Origin of the sequence: Novosphingobium sp. SG707 (genome assembly GCF_012275515.1) — a bacterium.
Taxonomy (GTDB): domain Bacteria; phylum Pseudomonadota; class Alphaproteobacteria; order Sphingomonadales; family Sphingomonadaceae; genus Novosphingobium.
Genome location: NZ_JAAZQL010000006.1, coordinates 197,667 through 215,317, shown reverse-complemented (window position 1 = coordinate 215,317; position 17,651 = coordinate 197,667). Strand labels below are relative to the sequence as shown.

General features: G+C 64.1%; 14 protein-coding genes. 7 read left to right on the top strand and 7 right to left on the bottom strand.

Annotated elements, in window-relative coordinates:
• Positions 1 to 4: 4 nt before the first annotated feature.
• The 4 genes from FHW92_RS17705 (at position 5) to purQ (ending at position 5,641) form a co-directional block, all read left to right on the top strand.
• Positions 5 to 3,163: an efflux RND transporter permease subunit gene (locus tag FHW92_RS17705; protein ID WP_168604600.1), complete on the top strand. Its 3,159-nt coding sequence runs from the start codon at positions 5 to 7 to the stop codon at positions 3,161 to 3,163.
• Positions 3,160 to 4,587: a TolC family protein gene (locus tag FHW92_RS17700; RefSeq protein ID WP_168604599.1), complete on the top strand. Its 1,428-nt coding sequence runs from the start codon at positions 3,160 to 3,162 to the stop codon at positions 4,585 to 4,587. The genes FHW92_RS17705 and FHW92_RS17700 overlap by 4 nt, the downstream gene beginning before the upstream one ends.
• Before the next feature lie 148 nt (positions 4,588 to 4,735).
• On the top strand, positions 4,736 to 4,966 hold the full coding sequence (gene purS / locus FHW92_RS17695; RefSeq protein WP_168604598.1) for a phosphoribosylformylglycinamidine synthase subunit PurS: 231 nt from the start codon (positions 4,736 to 4,738) through the stop codon (positions 4,964 to 4,966).
• Positions 4,967 to 4,969: 3 nt separating this feature from the next.
• Positions 4,970 to 5,641 (top strand): phosphoribosylformylglycinamidine synthase subunit PurQ, encoded by a 672-nt coding sequence (gene purQ, locus FHW92_RS17690; RefSeq protein WP_168604597.1) that lies wholly within the window; start codon positions 4,970 to 4,972, stop codon positions 5,639 to 5,641.
• A gap of 43 nt (positions 5,642 to 5,684) precedes the next feature.
• On the opposite strand, the gene FHW92_RS17685 is transcribed toward purQ, so the two are convergent.
• The 3 genes from FHW92_RS17685 to glmU form a co-directional block, all read right to left on the bottom strand.
• On the bottom strand, positions 5,685 to 8,075 hold the full coding sequence (locus FHW92_RS17685) for an EAL domain-containing protein (RefSeq protein WP_168604596.1): 2,391 nt from the start codon (positions 8,073 to 8,075) through the stop codon (positions 5,685 to 5,687).
• A gap of 143 nt (positions 8,076 to 8,218) precedes the next feature.
• Complete coding sequence (gene glmS / locus FHW92_RS17680) at positions 8,219 to 10,042, bottom strand: glutamine--fructose-6-phosphate transaminase (isomerizing) (RefSeq protein ID WP_168604715.1); 1,824 nt, start codon at positions 10,040 to 10,042, stop codon at positions 8,219 to 8,221.
• Between the two features lie 99 nt (positions 10,043 to 10,141).
• Positions 10,142 to 11,506, bottom strand: a complete 1,365-nt coding sequence (gene glmU / locus FHW92_RS17675) for a bifunctional UDP-N-acetylglucosamine diphosphorylase/glucosamine-1-phosphate N-acetyltransferase GlmU (RefSeq protein WP_168604595.1) — start codon at positions 11,504 to 11,506, stop codon at positions 10,142 to 10,144.
• Positions 11,507 to 11,566: 60 nt separating this feature from the next.
• Here glmU and FHW92_RS17670 point away from each other — a divergent pair, with 60 nt between their 5' ends.
• Positions 11,567 to 12,244: an HAD-IA family hydrolase gene (locus FHW92_RS17670; RefSeq protein ID WP_168604594.1), complete on the top strand. Its 678-nt coding sequence runs from the start codon at positions 11,567 to 11,569 to the stop codon at positions 12,242 to 12,244.
• On the opposite strand, the gene FHW92_RS17665 is transcribed toward FHW92_RS17670, so the two are convergent.
• The 4 genes from FHW92_RS17665 to FHW92_RS17650 are packed head-to-tail and all read right to left on the bottom strand — an operon-like array spanning position 12,241 to position 15,316.
• A complete protein-coding gene (locus FHW92_RS17665) occupies positions 12,241 to 12,591 on the bottom strand; it encodes a DUF2794 domain-containing protein (RefSeq protein ID WP_168604593.1) in 351 nt (116 codons plus the stop codon). The two genes, FHW92_RS17670 and FHW92_RS17665, sit on opposite strands and share 4 nt — an antisense overlap.
• Before the next feature lie 9 nt (positions 12,592 to 12,600).
• Positions 12,601 to 13,293 carry a serine O-acetyltransferase EpsC gene (epsC, locus tag FHW92_RS17660; protein ID WP_168604592.1) on the bottom strand — a complete coding sequence of 231 codons (693 nt, stop codon included), beginning with the start codon at positions 13,291 to 13,293 and terminating at the stop codon, positions 12,601 to 12,603.
• 55 nt (positions 13,294 to 13,348) lie between these two features.
• Entirely contained in the window at positions 13,349 to 13,981 is a 633-nt protein-coding gene (locus FHW92_RS17655; RefSeq protein ID WP_246870242.1) for an ATPase, read from the bottom strand.
• A gap of 15 nt (positions 13,982 to 13,996) precedes the next feature.
• Positions 13,997 to 15,316, bottom strand: a complete 1,320-nt coding sequence (locus FHW92_RS17650) for a heavy-metal-associated domain-containing protein (protein ID WP_168604590.1) — start codon at positions 15,314 to 15,316, stop codon at positions 13,997 to 13,999.
• A 98-nt stretch (positions 15,317 to 15,414) separates the two neighbouring features.
• Between FHW92_RS17650 and purM the strand changes: the two genes are divergently transcribed.
• Both purM and purN read left to right on the top strand, forming a co-directional pair.
• Positions 15,415 to 16,524, top strand: coding sequence for a phosphoribosylformylglycinamidine cyclo-ligase (gene purM, locus FHW92_RS17645; RefSeq protein ID WP_168604589.1), 1,110 nt, complete (start codon positions 15,415 to 15,417; stop codon positions 16,522 to 16,524).
• Entirely contained in the window at positions 16,517 to 17,470 is a 954-nt protein-coding gene (gene purN / locus FHW92_RS17640) for a phosphoribosylglycinamide formyltransferase (RefSeq protein ID WP_168604588.1), read from the top strand. The genes purM and purN overlap by 8 nt, the downstream gene beginning before the upstream one ends.
• Positions 17,471 to 17,651: the final 181 nt, after the last annotated feature.

Genomic DNA, 17,651 nt, shown 5'->3' with positions numbered 1-17,651 from the left:
CGTCATGTCGCGCATCTTTATTGACCGTCCGATCTTTGCATGGGTGATCGCGATCATCATCATGCTGGCCGGTATCGCCGGGGTTTCGACCCTGCCGGTGCAACAGTTTCCCGATATCGCCCCGCCGCAGGTGAACATCAACACCACCTATCCGGGCGCATCGGCCGCCATTCTGGAAACCAGCGTCACGCAGGTGATCGAGCAGCAATTGACCGGCCTTGACGGGCTGCTCTACTTCTCGTCCACCTCGAGTTCCTCGGGCTCGGTGTCGATTTCGGCCACGTTCGAAAAGGGCACCAACCCCGACATCGCCCAGGTGCAGGTGCAGAACAAGGTGCAGCAGGCCCTCTCGCGCCTGCCCTCGGTGGTGCAGCAGCAGGGCGTGCGCGTCACGAAGTCGAACCCCGACTTCCTGCTCGTGGCCTATGTGGCCGACACCTATGACCGCACGACCAATATCGACGTTTCCGACTTTCTGGCGAGCCGGTTGCAGGAGCCGATCGGGCGCATCGAGGGCGTGGGCCAGACCAACGGTTTTGGCGCGCAATATGCGATGCGCGTCTGGATGGACCCGAACAAGCTGGCCGCCAACCAGTTGATGCCCTCCGACATCATCACCGCGATCACCGCGCAGAACGCCGAAGTGGCCGCTGGCGAAATCGGCGCTGTCCCCTCGCCTGCGGGCCAGATGCTGGACGCCACCGTGACCGCCCAGTCGCGCCTGACCAGCCCGGCCGAATTTGCCCAGATCGTGGTGAAGAGCGCCAGCAGCGGCGCAACGGTGCGCCTCTCGGACGTGGCGCGCATTGAGCTGGGTTCGGAATCCTATGGCGTGGTCAGCCGCGTCAACGGCCATCCGGGCGCGGCGCTGGCCATCTCGCTGGCGCCGGGGGCGGACGCTCTGGCCACGGCCAAGCTGGTCAAGGCCAAGTTCGCTGAGCTCTCCAAGAGCTTCCCGGCGGGCTATACCTATGGCTTTGCCAATGACTCGACGCGCTTCATCTCCAAGTCGGTGGCCGACGTGGTGGAAACGCTGTTCGAGGCGATCATTCTGGTGGTGATCGTGATGTTCGTCTTCCTGCAAAGCTGGCGCGCGACGCTGATCCCGGCGATTGCGGTGCCGGTGGTGATGCTGGGGACTTTCGCGATCTTTGCGGTGGCGGGCTATTCGATCAACACGCTGACGCTGTTCGGCCTTGTGCTGGCCATTGGTCTGCTGGTCGATGACGCGATCGTGGTGGTGGAGAATGTCGAGCGATTGATGGCCGAAAATCCGGGCATGACCCCGCGTGAGGCGACCATCGAATCGATGAAGGAAATCTCCATCGCGCTGATCGCCATCGCGCTGGTGCTCTCGGCGGTGTTCATGCCGATGGCTTTCTTTGGCGGCTCGACGGGCGTGATCTATCGCCAGTTCTCGCTGACCATCGTGTCGGCCATGGCGCTTTCGGTGGTGGTGGCGCTGGTGCTCTCGCCCGCGCTGACCACGACGATCCTGAAAAGGCCCGAGGATGAGGATGAAACCTCGCTGGTGGGCCGGGCCAGCCATTGGATGCGGGTCCGTTTCGAGCGCTATTTCGGGCGCCTGCTCGAATGGTATCACCCCAAGGCGAGCTGGGCCGCGACGCACAAGCGCATTCCGATTGTGGCCTATGGCATGGTGCTGGTGGCGTTGGTCGTGCTGTTTGTGCGGATGCCTACGGGCTTCCTGCCTTCGGAAGATCAGGGCATGGCCCAGATCAGCTTCCAGTTGCCCGCCGGCGCCACGCTGGAGCGCACGCAGGAAGCACAGCTGGCGATCGAGAAATATTTCCTCCAGCACGACAAGAAGAACATTGATGCGGTTCTGGTCGTGGCGGGCGGTTCGCAGGGCGGCGGCAGCGGCCAGAACGCGGGTCGCGGCTTTGTCTCACTGACCGACTGGGACGAACGCAAGGGCACGGAAAATTCGGCCGAGGCCATCACGCGCCGTGCGACTGCCGCGATCAGCGGCGGCTATCGCGATCTGGAATTCTATGCGCTGCAACCGCCCACTGTACGCGGCCTTGGTCAGGCCACCGGCTTTACCGCCGAGGTGCTGAACAGCGGCGGCATGGATGCCGAAGCCTTTGCCAAGCTGCGTGACGAAATTCTGGCCGAGGCGCGCACGCTGCCCCAGCTTTCGAACGTTCGCCTGACCGGGCTGCCCGATCAGCCGACGCTGAAGATCACCACCGACACGGCCAAGCTGACCGCGCTGGGTGTCGCGCCTTCGGATGTAAACACCACGCTGGCCGCCGCCTGGGGCGGGCGCTATGTCAATGACTTCGTAGATCGCGGGCGTGTGAAGCGCGTTTATGTAATGGGCGATGCCCAGTTCCGCTCGCGCCCCGAGGATCTGTCGCAATGGCAGGTGCGCAACAGCAGCGGCAAGATGGTCCCCTTCTCGGCCTTTGCCAGCTTTACGTGGAGCAAGGCGCCCAATGCGACCTACCGCTTCTCGGGCACGCCCAATTTCGAAGTTTCGGGCCAGTCCTCGCAGAGCTATTCCTCGGGCGATGCGATGAATGCGTTCGAGGCTTTGGTCGCGCAATATCCTGATGTATCGATCGCATGGTCGGGCGCCTCCTATCAGGAACGCCTGTCCTCGGGTCAGGCGCCGCTGCTCTATTCGGTGTCGCTGATCGTGGTGTTCCTGTGCCTTGCCGCGCTGTATGAAAGCTGGAGCATTCCCTTTGCCGTGCTGCTGGTCATTCCGGTGGGTCTGGTGGGGGCGGTTGCTCTGGTCACCCTGCGCGGGCTTCAGAACGACGTCTATCTCCAGATTGGCCTGACGACGACGATGGGTCTTGCGGCTAAGAACGCGATCCTGATGATCGAATTTGCCGAACAGGGCGAAAAGGCGGGCAAGGACCCTATCACGGCGGTGCTGGATGCGGCGCGGATGCGTTTGCGCCCCATTCTGATGACGTCCTGCGCGTTCATCTTCGGCGTGCTGCCGCTGGCCATTGCTACGGGTGCGGGCGCCAATGCGCGCATCGCCATCGGCACTTCGGTGATCGGCGGGATGCTGACCGCCACGGGTCTGGCGATCTTCTTCATTCCGCTCTTCTTCGTGCTGGTGCGCGGCGGTTTCCGTCAGTTCCGCCGCAAGAAAGCGGACGATCAGGGAGCGGTGGCATGAAGAACCTCTCCCTGATTGCGGCTCTCGCTCTGGTGGTCGTCCCGGCAGGACTCGAAGCCCGCCCGCGCGCGGATCAGCCCGCCGATCCCGCGCCCTTGCCGATCCCCGCCGCCTGGCCCAAGGGCGAGGCCTATGTCCTGCCCGGCGATGCGGCGCTGCCGTCCTATTCCTATGCGCAGGTCCTGGCCGATCCGCGTCTGGTCAAGGTGATCGAACTGGCGCTGACCAGGAATCAGGATCTGGCCGTCGCGCTCGCCAATATCGAGACGGCGCGAAACCAATATCTGGTGCAGCGCGGCGCGCTCTTTCCCGAAATCGACGCCAATGGCGGTTTCACCCATGCGGGCGGCGATGGCAACCGCGTGACGGGCGCGACCACCAAGGGCGATTCGGCCAGCGCGACCGGCACTCTGGCCAGCTATGAGGTCGATCTGTTCGGGCGCGTGCGCGGCCTGACGGCGGCGGCCAAGGCGACCTATCTGGCCAGCGAGGCCGGATCGCGCGCCACGCGGCTGACGCTGATCGCCAATGTGGCCAATGGCTGGCTGACCTATGCGGCGGATCGCAGCCTGCTGAAACTGGCGCAGGATACGACGGCCAGCGCGGAAAAGAGCGTGGCGCTGACCCGGCGGCGCGTCGAAGGCGGGATCGGCCTGCTGGCCGATCAGCGCAAGGCCGAACTGACCCTGCGCACGGCGCAGGCCGATGTCGCGGCCCAGACCAATGCGGTGGCGCAGGACCTTAACAGCCTGCGCCTGCTGGTGGGTGATGAGGTGCCGGGCGATCTGTTGCCCGCTTCGATTGATGATGCGGCCTCACATCTGGCGCCGGTGGCGGCAGGGCTCGATTCCTCGATCCTGCTGCGCCGCCCCGATGTGGCGCAGGCGGAATTTTCGCTGCGTTCGGCCTATGCCAATGTCGATGCCGCGCGCGCGGCGCTCTATCCCAAAATCACGTTGACGGGCGTTGCGGGGGTGGCGACCACTGCGCTTTCCAGCTTGTTTTCGCCCACGAATTTCGCATGGGGTCTTACCTCGGCGGCCTCGTGGCCGATCTTCAAGGGCGGCGCGGCCAAAGCATCCTATCGCGTCAGTCAGGCCCAGCGCGATGCGGCGCTCGCCACCTATCGCAAGACGGTGCAGACCGCGTTTCAGGATGTGGCCAATGTTCTGGCCCGCCGCGGCACGATCGAGGCGCAGGTGGAGGCCGTGCGTGCCGGGCGCGATGCGGCGTCCGACAATTACCGTCTGGTCAACCGCCGCTATGAAGGCGGGATCGGCACCTGGCTCGATGCGCTGACCGCGCAGCAGGCGCTCTATTCGGCTGAAAAGACGCTGGTGTCGGCTCAGTATACGCGGGCCAGCAATCTGGTCGGCCTCTATCGCGCGCTGGGCGGCGACCGCGCGGCCATTGCACCGCGTTAAAGGGGCAGTGCGGGCTTTTTGACGTCAAAAGGCCCGCGCCCCCTTGGCTTTTGCGCCATTGCGCGCCATAGGCGGGGCCGATTCTACCATGATGCATCATCGGTGCATCGCACCCGATCGGGTGCCATAACAGAAAGGCCGCCCAGCGATGAAAGTGCGCGTTTACGTCAGCCTCAAGAACGGGGTGCTCGATCCGCAGGGCCGCGCGATCCACCATGCCATCGAAGGCCTTGGCTTTTCGGGCGTTTCCGACGTCCGCGCCGGTCGCCTGATCGAGCTGGAAGTGGACGAGACGGTCAGCGATGCAGCGCTTGAAGAGATGGCGCAGAAGCTGCTCGCCAATCTGGTGATCGAGAACTACCGCATCGAGAGGGTGTAAGCCATGCGTTCGGCAGTCATCACCTTTCCCGGATCGAATTGCGACCGCGACATGGCCGTGGCCGTTGAGCAGGTCTGCGGCGGCGAGGTTCACCGCGTCTGGCATGGCGACGCCGCCCTGCCCGAAGGGCTGGACTTCATCGCACTGCCCGGCGGTTTCTCCTATGGCGACTATCTGCGCAGCGGCGCGATGGCGGCTCGCAGCCCGATCATGCGTGCCGTGATCGAGGCGGCCAATCGCGGCGTCAAGGTGCTGGGCGTTTGCAACGGCTTTCAGGTGCTGACCGAGGCGGGCCTGCTGCCCGGCGCGCTGATGCGCAATGCCGGTATCCGCTTTGTCTGCCGCGAAGTGAAGCTGACGGTGGACAACAACACCAGCGCCTTCACGCATCGCTATCTCAAGGGTCAGACGATCACCATCCCCGTGGCGCATCACGACGGCAATTTCTTTGCCGACGATGCCACGCTTGACCGCATCGAGGGCGAAGGCCGCGTGGCTTTCCGCTATGCCGAGGACGTCAATGGTTCGGCCCGCAACATCGCGGGCGTGCTGAACGAAGGCGGCAATGTGCTGGGCATGATGCCCCACCCGGAACGCTTCATCGAGGCGGCGCAGGGCGGCACCGATGGCCGCGCGCTGTTCGAAGGCGTGACCAAGGCGCTGCTGAGCGCCTGATCGCTTCAGACGATGGGATCAGAAAGGCGGGTTGACCAGACGGTCAGCCCGCCTTTTCCTGTTGCGCCACCGGCATTGAGCGGGTGCCGAACAGATCGCGCACTTCCTCCACCCCGCGCGCCTCGCCATAGGCCAGCCCCTGAAGGCGGCGGCAACCCAGTTTGCAGGCGATTTCCAGCTCTTGCGGGGTTTCCACACCTTTGGCGATGGTGATCATTTCCAGACTGTCGGCAATCGCCACGGCGGCGCGGATCATCGCCACGCTTTCCGCATTGCCCGAAGCCGCGCCTTTCATCAGCGCCCGGTCCAGCTTGATAGCGTCGAACCGCATCTCGCACAGGATCGCGACCGAGGCTTGCCCCGCACCGAAATCATCAAGGATCACCGAGCAACCCAGCGCCGTCAGCCGCTCTATCGTGGCGCGCGCCAGCGCAGGGTCGCGCTGGAACAGGCTCTCGGTCACCTCGATTTCCAGCCGCTGCGGCGCCAGATTGCTGACCGCCAGCGCGGTGACGACATGATCGATGAAGGCCGGATCCAGCGCCTGCTTGTCCGAAACATTGACCGAAACACGCAGATTGCCGGGCCATTGCGCCACCTGATGGCAGGCTTCTTTCAGCACCCATGCGCCGATCGGCAGGCTCAGGCGCGTGTCCTCGGCCAGCGACAGGAAGCGGTCGGGCGAAACCCGGCCCAATTCGGGGCTGTTCCAGCGCAGCAAGGCTTCAAAACCCACCAGCCGTTCGCTGGGCGCATCGACGACGGGCTGATAGAACATCTCGAATTCCTGCCGCTCGACCGCCGCGCGCAGGGCCTCTTCCAGCCAGGCGCGCGCCTCAGCCTCGGCGCGCAGCGCTTCGTCAAAGGCAGAATGCATGCCGCGCCCGTTGCGCTTGGCGCGATAGAGCGCGAAATCGGCATTGCGCATCAGGGCCGGTACGCTGCCTCCATCGACAGGGCCAAAGGCCGAGCCGACCGAGGCGCCGATGGTCAGTTCATGACCATCGACGAAATAGGGCTGCGAGAGGTCGGCAATGATCGCCTGGGCCAAACGGGCCACGAGCGTGCGCTCATTCGCCTGACGCAGCACCACGCAAAATTCATCACCGCCCAGCCGCCCGCACAGCGAATTGGGTGTCATCAGCACGCGCAAACGTTCGGCCACCTGGCTCAGCAACTGATCGCCCACAGGATGGCCCAGCGTGTCATTGACCGCCTTGAACCGGTCGAGATCGATCATCATGAAGGCGCATTGCCCATCGCCCTCACGCGCGGCGACCAGCGCATTTTCCAGCGCATCAATCACCATCATGCGGTTGGGCAGCCCGGTCAGCGTGTCATAGCGCGCCAGATAGGCAATCTTTTCACTGGTTTCCTGCTGCTCGGTCACATCCGATGCCACGCCGCGAAAGCCCATGAAGGCCCCCACCTCATCGAACCGCGGCGCGCCCGAGAGCGACCAGTAGCGCCGCGTGCCCTGCACCATCACGCGCACCACGAGGTTCGAGAAACTCTCGCGCGCCTTGAACTTTTCTTCCAGTTCCTTAAGTCCTGGCACCGTCCCGCGCTCAATCCCACGCCCCTCGCCCGAGCGCGGATCGCCGCCCGGCCCCAGCAACAGCGCGAGAAAACCCGCGCCCTCGATCTCGCTGGGGGCCATGCCCATGGCTTCGGCAAAACGTTCCGACACCGCGCGCACCCGGCGCTGGGCGTCGGTCTGCCACAGCCAGTCGGCCTCATCCTCATCAAATTCGCGCAGCAGCAGGCTCACCACCTCGTTGCGTTCGGCCATGCCCGCCACCGCAAGGCGCGAGGCAAGGAAATGACGCGAGGCCTCGATCGTGCCCAGCGCGATACTGGCCACAAACAGCGCCGCGACCCCAGCCATGCCCGGCTGAAGCAGCGTGAAAAAGCCCACCACCGAGCCGCAGCCGACAATCGTGGAAAACAGCAGCGTGGACAAAGGTACCGTGGGCACGATCACCGCCGAAACGGTCATCAGCATTGCCAGCACGGTCCAGAATTCATAGCGCAGATGCACCGGCGCCTGAGGCAGGAAAAACAGCAAAGGCGAGGCCCAGACCAGCGCATTGATGATCGTGCCAAGCGCCTGACGGCGGAATTCATTGCTGGACATGCCGCGGCGGTCGGCGTCGCTCAATTGCCCTTCGTTGCGCACACTATAGGTTAACGAGGCGCATAAAGCGCCCAGCCAACCCCCGATCATCGGATGGCTGACAAAGGGGGCAAACAGCAGTACCGAGACGATTGCGGCCAGCGCCTGCGCCCAAATCCGCGCGCGCGCCACCAGCGCAAGTTGCGAATATTGCAGGCCGCGCAGCCGCGCCCATTCATCCGTGCCTTGGCCAGAAAGGCCCAGCACCGACCAGATGCTCAATTCGCCAATCGCGGGGGAGGAAATCGCGTGAGTCATTGCAGAGTAACCTACGCTGCAATGCCTATCACCATGTGTAATGGATTTGGTAAACGACCAATCAACCCTTTGCCGTTTTAAAGTCAAAAAGGGGGCGGGAACAAACAGATACTCTGCCGTCCCCGCCCCCGCAATTCCGTCAATTATTCCACCGTCACCGACTTTGCCAGATTGCGCGGCTGGTCAACATCGGTACCCTTAACGCAGGCCACATGATAGGCCAGCAACTGCACCGGCACGGCGTAGACCAGGGGCGCGATCAGCGGGTGGACCTGCGGCATTTCGATGGTAGCCATACAGCCCTCACCCGCCTCGGCCAGACCTTCGGCATCCGAAATCAGCACGATCTTGCCGCCGCGCGCGCGCACTTCCTGCATGTTTGAAACGGTCTTTTCAAACAGCGGGCCCGATGGCGCGATCACGATCACCGGCACATGCTCGTCGATGAGGGCAATCGGCCCATGCTTCATCTCACCCGAAGCATAACCTTCGGCGTGGATATAACTGATTTCTTTCAGCTTAAGCGCGCCTTCCAGCGCCAGCGGATAATCCTGACCACGGCCCAGATAGAGCACATCGCGCGCCGGTGCGATCAGATGGGCCATGGCCGCAATCGCATCGTCATAGGCCAGCGCGGCATTGAGCGCCGAGGGCGTCTCGATCAGATTGCGCACAACTTCGCGCTCTTCATCGCGCGTCATGCGCCCGCGCTTGACCGCCAGATGCGCGGCCAGAGCCGCCAGCACGGCGAGCTGACAGGTGAACGCCTTGGTCGAGGCCACGCCGATTTCCGGCCCGGCATGGGTGGGCAGCAAGAGATCGGCCTCACGCGCCATGGACGAGGTGGGAACATTCACCACCACCGCGATGGTCTGCCCATTGGCCTTGCAATGGCGCAGAGCAGCCAGCGTATCGGCCGTCTCGCCCGACTGGCTGATGAAGATCGCCAGACCGCCCGGCTCCAGCACGGGATCGCGATAGCGGAATTCGGACGCCACATCGATGTCCACCGGCAGGCGCGCGAAATGCTCAAACCAATATTTGGCCACGAGGCCCGCGTAATACGAGGTGCCGCAGGCCACGATGGTCACGCGCTTGATCGCCGACAGATCAAAGTCGATCTGGGGCAGCGCCACGCTTTCATCATCGCGGCGGACATAGCTTTGCAGCGTCTGGGCTACGACCGTCGGCTGGTCGTAGATTTCCTTCTGCATGAAATGGCGGAAATTACCCTTTTCCACCGCCGCCGCCGAAGCGCCCGAGGCCACAATCGCGTGGGTGACCGGATTGTTGTCCTTGTCGTAAATCTCCACCCCTTCGCGGCGGATGACGACCCAGTCGCCTTCCTCGAGATAGGTGATGCGCTGTGTCAAAGGCGCCAGAGCCAGCGCGTCTGAACCGAGGAAAGTCTCACCCTCGCCATAGCCCAGCACCAAAGGCGAACCCAGACGGGCGCCGATCAGCATGTCGGGATGTTCGCGGAAGGCAATCGCCAGCGCAAAGGCCCCGCGCAATTGCGGCAGCGCAGCCTTGACCGCATCGACCGGAGACAGTCCGCCCTCGACCAGATCCGACACCAGATGGGCCACCACCTCGGTATCGGTTTCCGATTCAAACACGCGGCCCTTGGCCTGCAATGCCTCACGCAGAGGGCGGAAGTTCTCGATGATGCCGTTATGCACCAGCGCCAGCTTTTCCGTGGCATGGGGGTGGGCATTGGCGGCCGTGGGCGCGCCATGCGTGGCCCAGCGGGTGTGGGCGATGCCCACATTGCCCGGCGCGGGATTGACCGCCAGTTCCTTGACCAGATTGAGCAATTTGCCCGGTGCGCGGCGGCGGATCAATTCGCCGTCATACACGGTGCAGACGCCCGCCGAGTCATAGCCGCGATATTCCATCCGGCGCAGACCATCGACCAGACGATCCGCCACCTCTTCCTTGCCGACAATGCCGATAATCCCGCACATATGTTCAGCCGCCCCTTTATCCATCCGTGGCCGGACCATGCCCGGCCATTCCTTGCCGCCCCTATAGGGGGCAAACGCTTTCTGTCCGATTAAGCGGGTTTAGCCCTGCTTTTCGGCCTTTTTCTTCTTCATCGCGTCGTGAAAACGATCGGCCCAGCCGGGCTTGACCATCTGTTCGGCACGCACCAGCCGCAATTCACCATCGCCCACATCGCGCGTGACCGCGCTGCCTGCGGCCACAATGGCGTCCTTGCCGATACGCACCGGGGCGATCAGCGCGCTGTTCGAACCGATGAAGGCGCGCTCGCCGATCACGGTCTTGTATTTGAAATAGCCGTCATAATTGCAGGTGATAGTACCCGCGCCCAGATTGGCGCCCGCCCCGACTTCGGCGTCCCCGACATAGGAGAGGTGGTTGACCTTGGCGCCCTCGCCGATGGCCGCCTTCTTAATTTCGACGAAGTTCCCGATCTTGGCCTTGGCCCGGATATCCGCACCGGGGCGCAGACGGGCATAGGGGCCCAGCTCAGCTTTACTGGCCACGGTCGCGCCTTCCAGATGGCTGAAGGCATGGATCGTGACGTGATCGGCCACGGTCACGCCGGGGCCAAACACGACGTTGGGTTCGATCAGCACATCGCGGCCGATCTGCGTATCCCAACTGAACCACACGGTTTCGGGCGCGATCAACGTGGCGCCATCGGCCATGGCCTGTGCGCGGCGGCGATCCTGCCAGCGGCGCTCGGCATCGGCCAGTTCAGCGCGGCTGTTGATCCCGGCCACCTCGTCGGGGTCGGCGGTCACCACCACAGCGGCGCGATCGCCATCGGCCAGCGCGATATTGACGATATCGGGCAGGTAATACTCGCCCTGCGCATTGTTGTTGTCCACCCGCGCCAGCAGCGCGAAAAGATCGCCCGAACGCGCCGCCAGCAGGCCCGAATTGCACAATTTCGTCGCGCGCTCGACCTCGGTGGCGTCCTTGAATTCCACCATCTTCACAATGGCATCGCCATCGGCAATAACCCGCCCATAGGCCAGCGCATCATCAGGCGCAAAGCCCAGAACGACCACCTTGGGCGCATCATCGGCATGAAGCCGCTCGATCATCGAGCGCATCGTCTCGGCCGTGACAAAAGGCACATCGCCATAGAGCACCAGCACATCACCATCGAAATCGGCCAGCGCATCCTGCGCCATCTGCACCGCATGGGCGGTACCATGCTGGGGGTCCTGCACCGCGATGGCCGCCCGCGCGCCCAGCGCCTTTTCCAACTGATCGCGGCCATGGCCCGCCACCACCACCTGACGCGCAGGCGCCAGATCCGCCGCGCTCGAAAGCAGATGCTCAAGCATCGGCCTTCCGGCAATCGGGTGCAACACCTTGTGGGTGTCGCTTTTCATGCGGGTCCCCTTGCCCGCGGCAAGGACGATGACGGCGAGCGGTGTCGGAATATTTGTCATATCGCCCCCATGCCAGCAAATCCTTGCAGATTCCATACGGACGCGGCATCGGCATCAGTCATGCACAATTTTCCTTTCGATATCGTCGGATTCGACCTCGACGGCACGCTGATCGACAGCAAGCTCGACCTTGGCGTGGCGCTCAACCATGCGCTCGAACAAGGCGGCTTTGCGACGGTTCCGCTCGACATGATTCCGCGCCTTGTGGGCGGGGGCACGCGGGTGCTGATGGAGCGCGCGCTGGCGGTTCAGGGGGCGACGCTGGATGATGACGGGCTGACCGCCATGGCCGCCGAACTGGTGCGTTATTACGAGGCAAATATCGCGGTCCATTCGCGCCTGTTTCCGGGCGGGGCGGAGATGCTCGACGATCTGGCCGGGCGCGGGGTCAGGCTGGCCGTGGTGACCAACAAGATGGAGCGCCTGGCGCGCAAATTGTTTGGCGAACTTGGACTGACGGACCGGTTTTATACGATCATCGGGGGCGATACGCTGGGTCCGGGGCGGCAAAAGCCGCTGCCCGATCTGCTTCATCTGATGGTCGAGCGTTCGGGGATGTCTTCCCCGCGCACCGCCTATATCGGCGACACCCATTTTGACACTGGCGCGGCGCAGGCGGCGGGCATCCCATGCGTGGTGTGCAGCTTTGGCTTCAATCAGGGCCAGACGGGGCAGTTGGGAGCCGATGCGGTGATCGACCATTTCGACGCGCTGGTGCCGACGCTGGAAAGCCTCTAACCCTCGACAGCCTTGAGCAACCGGCGCTCGATGATGCTGAGCACCCCGGCCAGTTCGTGGCCGCGCTTCAAGACTTGCCCGGCCTCGCCGTAAAGCGCCCACATACCTTGCTTGCCGCGCAGTGAGGGGCGCTTTTCGATCCGCGCCTGCGGCCTTTCGGCGCTGCGTTTAAAGGCAGAGAAACTGGCGGCTTCCTTGCCGAAATCCATCGCATAATCGCGCCATTGGCCCGCCGCGACCATCCGACCATAAAGGTCGAGGATGCGCATCAGTTCGGCCCGGTCAAAGGCGACCTGCAAAACCGGGCGGGGAAAGGCAACGACTGTAGGCGGCTTCTCCGGCTCCATCGCGCCGGATTACCCCTTGGTCCCATCGTGGCGCTGATCGGCGGCCAGCAGATCGGCCACCTGCGCGCGCAGATCGGCGATTTCGGCCTCAAGCTTGCAGATACGCCCGACCGCCGGTTCGGCATCCGCGCAAGGCTCCTTGCAGGGCGTGCCATAGGGGATGAAATCCTTGGCCCATGTCTCGGCGGCCACCAGCGTGCTGCGCGCCTTGACGCCCACCATGGTCGCGCCCTCAGGCACATCCTCGGTCACGACCGCATTGGCGCCGACGCGGGCGCGGCGACCAATCGTGATCGGCCCCAGAATCTGCGCGCCCGAACCGATGATGCTGTCATCCGAAAGCGTGGGGTGGCGCTTGCCGCCGATGCCATTGGCCGGGTTGGTCCCGCCCAGCGTCACGCATTGATAAATCGTGACATTATCGCCGATTTCCGCCGTTTCGCCGATCACGGTAAAACCATGGTCAATGAACAGATGCCGCCCGATGGTCGCACCGGGATGGATGTCGATGGCGGTGAAAAACCGTGCCAGATGGTTGACCGCGCGGGCCAGAAAGAACAGCCGCGCCCGAAACAGGCGATGCGCCACGCGATGGAAACCCACCGCCCACAGGCCCGGATAGAGCAGCACTTCCCAACGCGAACGCGGCGCAGGGTCACGCGCGACAATCGAGTCCAGATAGGCGATCAGACCTGAAATCATCCCTCAAAATCCCTCTGCGCGCCGTGGGCGTCCCACATCCGCCTTATGCTATGCCTTACAACATACGCGGTTCGGCGGACCCATTCAACTCCTCCAGCGCGTCACGCAGGATCGCCTGTCCCGGCGGCGCCTTGCGCTCCAGAGACAGCCGGTCAATCGTCGCCACCAGACGTTCAGCCGCGATATGGGTACGCTCGCACCGGCTTGCAAGATAGCGCGCGTGATCGTCGGTCAAAGGCAGCAGGCGCGTTTCGGCATGGGCCGCGATCAGATCGGCCATCATTTCGTCGTCGGGCGCATCAATATCCAGCCAGAGCGCCGCCCCCATGCGCGAGCCAAGGTCGGGCAGCGTAATCTTCCACCCGCCCTCGCGCGCGGTGGTGGTCAACAGCAGAGGCGTCTTTTCCTCCTGCGCGCGGTTCCAGCGGTGAAACACGGCCGTTTCGTCCATCGTGTCGGCATCGTCCAACGCGACGCCGCCGCTCTCGGCAAACCATGCCGCCAGCAGGCTCTTGCCCGAACGCGGCGGGCCGGACAGAATCGCGGTGCGAAACGGCCAACTGTCCGGCGCGGAAAGCGCGGCAATCGCCGAAGCATTGCCCTCACCTACGACAATGCGCGCGGCGCTGGGCGACTGATCGGGGGCCAGCGGCAGCGCGAACTGACTGGAAACGGGTTTTTTCATCATTTTGCTCATAAATCTCTATCGGCGGATGCGCAGCGCGGCCCCTGCCACGCTGACCTGCCACCCTGCCTTGCGTAAAGCCGCCGCCAGAGCGTCGGCATTGCCGTTGAACTGCGCGCGCATCACCGAAGTTCCGCCAATCGCGATCGAAGTGGTGGCCGCATTGTCCACCCCCGCCACGCCGCGCACCGCGGCCAGCGCCTGATCCACCGCGCGCGCATCGGGCGAGGCGAATTGAATGGTCAGCGCCGCCGCGCCCGGCTTGGGCTGGGGCGCGACAGGCGCGGCGGCGACCGCCTCGGCGGCGGCGGCTTCGTCTGCGGCATGTTCGGCGGCGGCCTGCGCGGCGGCGGCGGCCTCTGCGGCGCGGCCTGCGGCGATCAACGAGGCCAGTCCCGGATCCATCGTGGGATGATCGACCGACAGCGTGGGATCAGGCCGCAACAGCCCGCGTGACAGCGCATCGGTGTAAATCTGGTCCATCCGCGCCAGCGCCTGCGCCAGCATCGCGGGCACCGCGCCATCATCCGAAGCGGTCAGTTCAAACGAGCCCAGCGCGATATTGTCCGGGCCATAGCGCGCGGTAAAAAAGCCCTTCACCGGACCGCCGGGCCATTGCCGCTCCAGCCGCGCCGCCGGGATCAGCACATCAGACGCGCCAAACTGATCCAGCACCCCGCGCCACCACACACGGCTGCGCCGTCCGGGCTGGCCCGCGTTGATGATCAGCGAATCGGCGCCGCCGCCATTGGCGCGCACATAATCAATCGCGCTGGCCCCGGTGCGATATTCGGCCCAGACCTTTTGCCAGGGGCTGCGCACCTCAAACACCTGCGACACCCCGCCCGAGGTCAGCATGGGAATCACCAGCATCGGCGCCGAACGCACCGCCACCCCGCCATTGCCCGCGCCATATTGACCGGCCCGGCCGCGATCAAACGCGATCACCAGCTTGGCGCGATAGCGATGCGGGCCGATTTCCTCGCGGTCCACCACCACGCCCGCCACGATGCTTTCGATCGTCCCCACGTCCAGCGCCGGGCCATGGGCGGCTTCCCACGCTTTCTTATAGGCTTCGCGCCAACCATTGAGCTTGGCGTCCTGCGCGTTCTTGCCGGTGGCGTCGACCTCGATATTGCCGATTTCAATATCGTTGCTGGCCACCACCGGGGCGATGCCGCGCTCGCCCTCGATTTGCGCGAGCAGGCGATCGGGGCCGACAAAAGCCACCCCGCCCGCCAGCAACAGGCCCGCCGCCAGCGCGCCGCGCGCGGCAAAACCACGAGGGAGAAGCGCGATTCTGCCACGCCGTGCGATAAGATTTGCCGGTTTTGTCATGTTCAGGGCCCGCTATTGCCCAATCGGGCATGGAAATCCAAGCAGGAAAGCGCTAGGCGGCCCCCAAACGTGATTTCTTCGCAAGCGAGCAAGGCCCCATGACCGACACCACAGCCTCTGGCCCCACCAATTACACTTATGAGGACGCAGGCGTCTCGATTGCCGCCGGCAATGCCTTGGTGAAGGCCATCGGCCCGCTGGCCAAATCGACCCGCCGCCCCGGCGCAGACGCCGATCTGGGTGGTTTTGGCGGCTTTTTCGACCTGAAGGCGGCCGGTTACAAGGACCCGCTGCTGGTGGCGGGCAATGACGGCGTGGGCACCAAGGTCAAGCTGGCCATCGACCATGACCGCCATGACAAGATCGGCATCGACCTTGTGGCCATGTGCGTCAACGACCTGATCGTTCAGGGCGCCGAGCCGCTGTTCTTTCTTGACTATTTCGCCACGGGCAAGCTGGAAAACGGCGTGGCGGAGCGCGTGATCGCCGGTATCGCGGAGGGCTGCCGCATCGCGGGCTGCGCGCTGATCGGGGGCGAGACGGCCGAAATGCCGGGCATGTATGCCGCCGGCGATTATGACCTTGCCGGTTTCTGTGTCGGCGCGGTGGAGCGCGGCGAGCAGCTGACGGGCGACCGGGTTGCGGCGGGCGATGTGCTGCTGGGTCTGGCCTCGTCGGGGGTGCATTCCAATGGCTATTCGCTGGTGCGCCGTCTGGCCGCCGACAAGGGCTGGAAGCTGGACCGCCCCGCCCTGTTCGACAATGAAAAGCTGCTGATCGACTATCTGATCGAGCCGACTCGCATTTATGTGAAGACGCTGCTGCCCTTCATCCGTTCCGGCCGGATCAACGCGCTGGCGCATATCACCGGCGGCGGTCTGCTTGAAAACGTCCCCCGCGTGCTGCCCGAGGGGCTCCATGCCTTTATCAGCGCTGATGCCTGGGAACAGAGCCGCCTGATGGCTTTCCTGCAGGCGCAGGGCAATATCGAGCCGGGCGAAATGGCACGTACCTTCAACTGCGGCATCGGCATGGTGCTGGCGGTCAAGCCCGAGGAAGCCGAAGCGCTAGCTGCGGATCTGGCCGCTGCGGGCGAGACAGTGTTCCGCATCGGCGAAATCCGCCAAGGCGCGCGCGGCTGCACCGTTTCGGGCAGCGCCGAGGCGTGGAGCGCACGGCAGGCATGGGAAGCCACCCATAATGCATAAAGCAAAGGTCGCCGTCCTGATTTCGGGCGGGGGTACGAATATGGCCGCGCTGCTCTATGCGAGCCGCGCGCCGGAATGCCCCTTCGAAATCGTGCTGGTGGCCAGCAACAATCCTGAGGCGGGCGGCCTGAAACTGGCCGCCGCCGAGGGCGTGCCCACCTTTGCCCTGCCCCACAAGGGCATGGCACGGGCCGATCATGACATGGCGATGGACGCGGCGATCCGGGCATCGGGTGCGGAATATGTCGCGCTGGCCGGTTATATGCGCATCCTGACGGCGGAATTCGTTTCCGGTTGGGCGGGGCGGATGGTCAATATCCATCCCTCGCTGCTGCCCAAATACAAGGGGCTGCACACCCATGAGCGCGCCATCGAGGCGGGCGACAGCCATGGCGGCGTGACCGTCCATCTGGTCACGCCCGAGTTGGATGACGGGCCGATTCTGGGCCAGACGCCGGTGGCGATCATCCCCGGCGATACGGCCGAGAGCCTCGCCGGGCGCGTGCTGTTTGCCGAGCATCAGCTCTATGCCCGCTGTCTGGTCGAACTGGTGACGCGGCCCTATCGCGCCGACTGGCTGCTGGCGCGGGTGTCGGAACTGGCCGCCGCCCTGCCCGAAGTCGAGGCACGTGAAAGCCACGGTTCGCCCGCATGGTCGATCAAGGGCGGCAAATTTTTCGCCTATTTCAATGATCGCCACCATGGTGAGCAGCATATCGCGCTGCTGGTGAAAACCAGTGGGCAGGATGAAATGAACGCCCTGATCGACGCCGATCCCGAGGTATGGTTCCGGCCTGCCTATTACGGGGCTTCGGGCTGGGCGGGCTTGATCCTCAACCGAGCGGATGTGGATTGGGATCAGGTCTCCGATTGGCTGGCGCGGAGCTGGCGCTCGGTCGCGCCCAAGCGGTTGACGCGGTTGATGGATGTGGCGGATCAGTTTTAAGGTTTAAGGGCCTCCGGCGGGCAAAGGGTCTCGACCCTTTGCAATCCCATGAATGGGGTTGCACCAAATTTTCCCGGAAAAGCGCTGTTCCGCGAAGCGGTATAAAAGCCTGCGGCGCTGCAAGGTCGCGCGACGATGATCCGAAGCGCAACAAAGACAGTATCGGGATTGCAAAGGGACG

Excerpts from the sequence above, each read along its gene's own strand:
- FHW92_RS17665 (WP_168604593.1), bottom strand. The coding sequence starts at position 12,591 with ATGGAGCCGGAGAAGCCGCCTACAGTCGTTGCCTTTCCCCGCCCGGTT.
- purQ (WP_168604597.1), top strand. The coding sequence starts at position 4,970 with ATGCGTTCGGCAGTCATCACCTTTCCCGGATCGAATTGCGACCGCGAC.
- glmS (WP_168604715.1), bottom strand. The coding sequence starts at position 10,042 with ATGTGCGGGATTATCGGCATTGTCGGCAAGGAAGAGGTGGCGGATCGT.
- FHW92_RS17650 (WP_168604590.1), bottom strand. The coding sequence starts at position 15,316 with ATGACAAAACCGGCAAATCTTATCGCACGGCGTGGCAGAATCGCGCTT.
- FHW92_RS17700 (WP_168604599.1), top strand. The coding sequence starts at position 3,160 with ATGAAGAACCTCTCCCTGATTGCGGCTCTCGCTCTGGTGGTCGTCCCG.
- epsC (WP_168604592.1), bottom strand. The coding sequence starts at position 13,293 with ATGATTTCAGGTCTGATCGCCTATCTGGACTCGATTGTCGCGCGTGAC.
- purN (WP_168604588.1), top strand. The coding sequence starts at position 16,517 with ATGCATAAAGCAAAGGTCGCCGTCCTGATTTCGGGCGGGGGTACGAAT.
- FHW92_RS17670 (WP_168604594.1), top strand. The coding sequence starts at position 11,567 with ATGCACAATTTTCCTTTCGATATCGTCGGATTCGACCTCGACGGCACG.
- purS (WP_168604598.1), top strand. The coding sequence starts at position 4,736 with ATGAAAGTGCGCGTTTACGTCAGCCTCAAGAACGGGGTGCTCGATCCG.
- FHW92_RS17685 (WP_168604596.1), bottom strand. The coding sequence starts at position 8,075 with ATGACTCACGCGATTTCCTCCCCCGCGATTGGCGAATTGAGCATCTGG.
- purM (WP_168604589.1), top strand. The coding sequence starts at position 15,415 with ATGACCGACACCACAGCCTCTGGCCCCACCAATTACACTTATGAGGAC.
- FHW92_RS17655 (WP_246870242.1), bottom strand. The coding sequence starts at position 13,981 with ATGATGAAAAAACCCGTTTCCAGTCAGTTCGCGCTGCCGCTGGCCCCC.
- glmU (WP_168604595.1), bottom strand. The coding sequence starts at position 11,506 with ATGACAAATATTCCGACACCGCTCGCCGTCATCGTCCTTGCCGCGGGC.
- FHW92_RS17705 (WP_168604600.1), top strand. The coding sequence starts at position 5 with ATGTCGCGCATCTTTATTGACCGTCCGATCTTTGCATGGGTGATCGCG.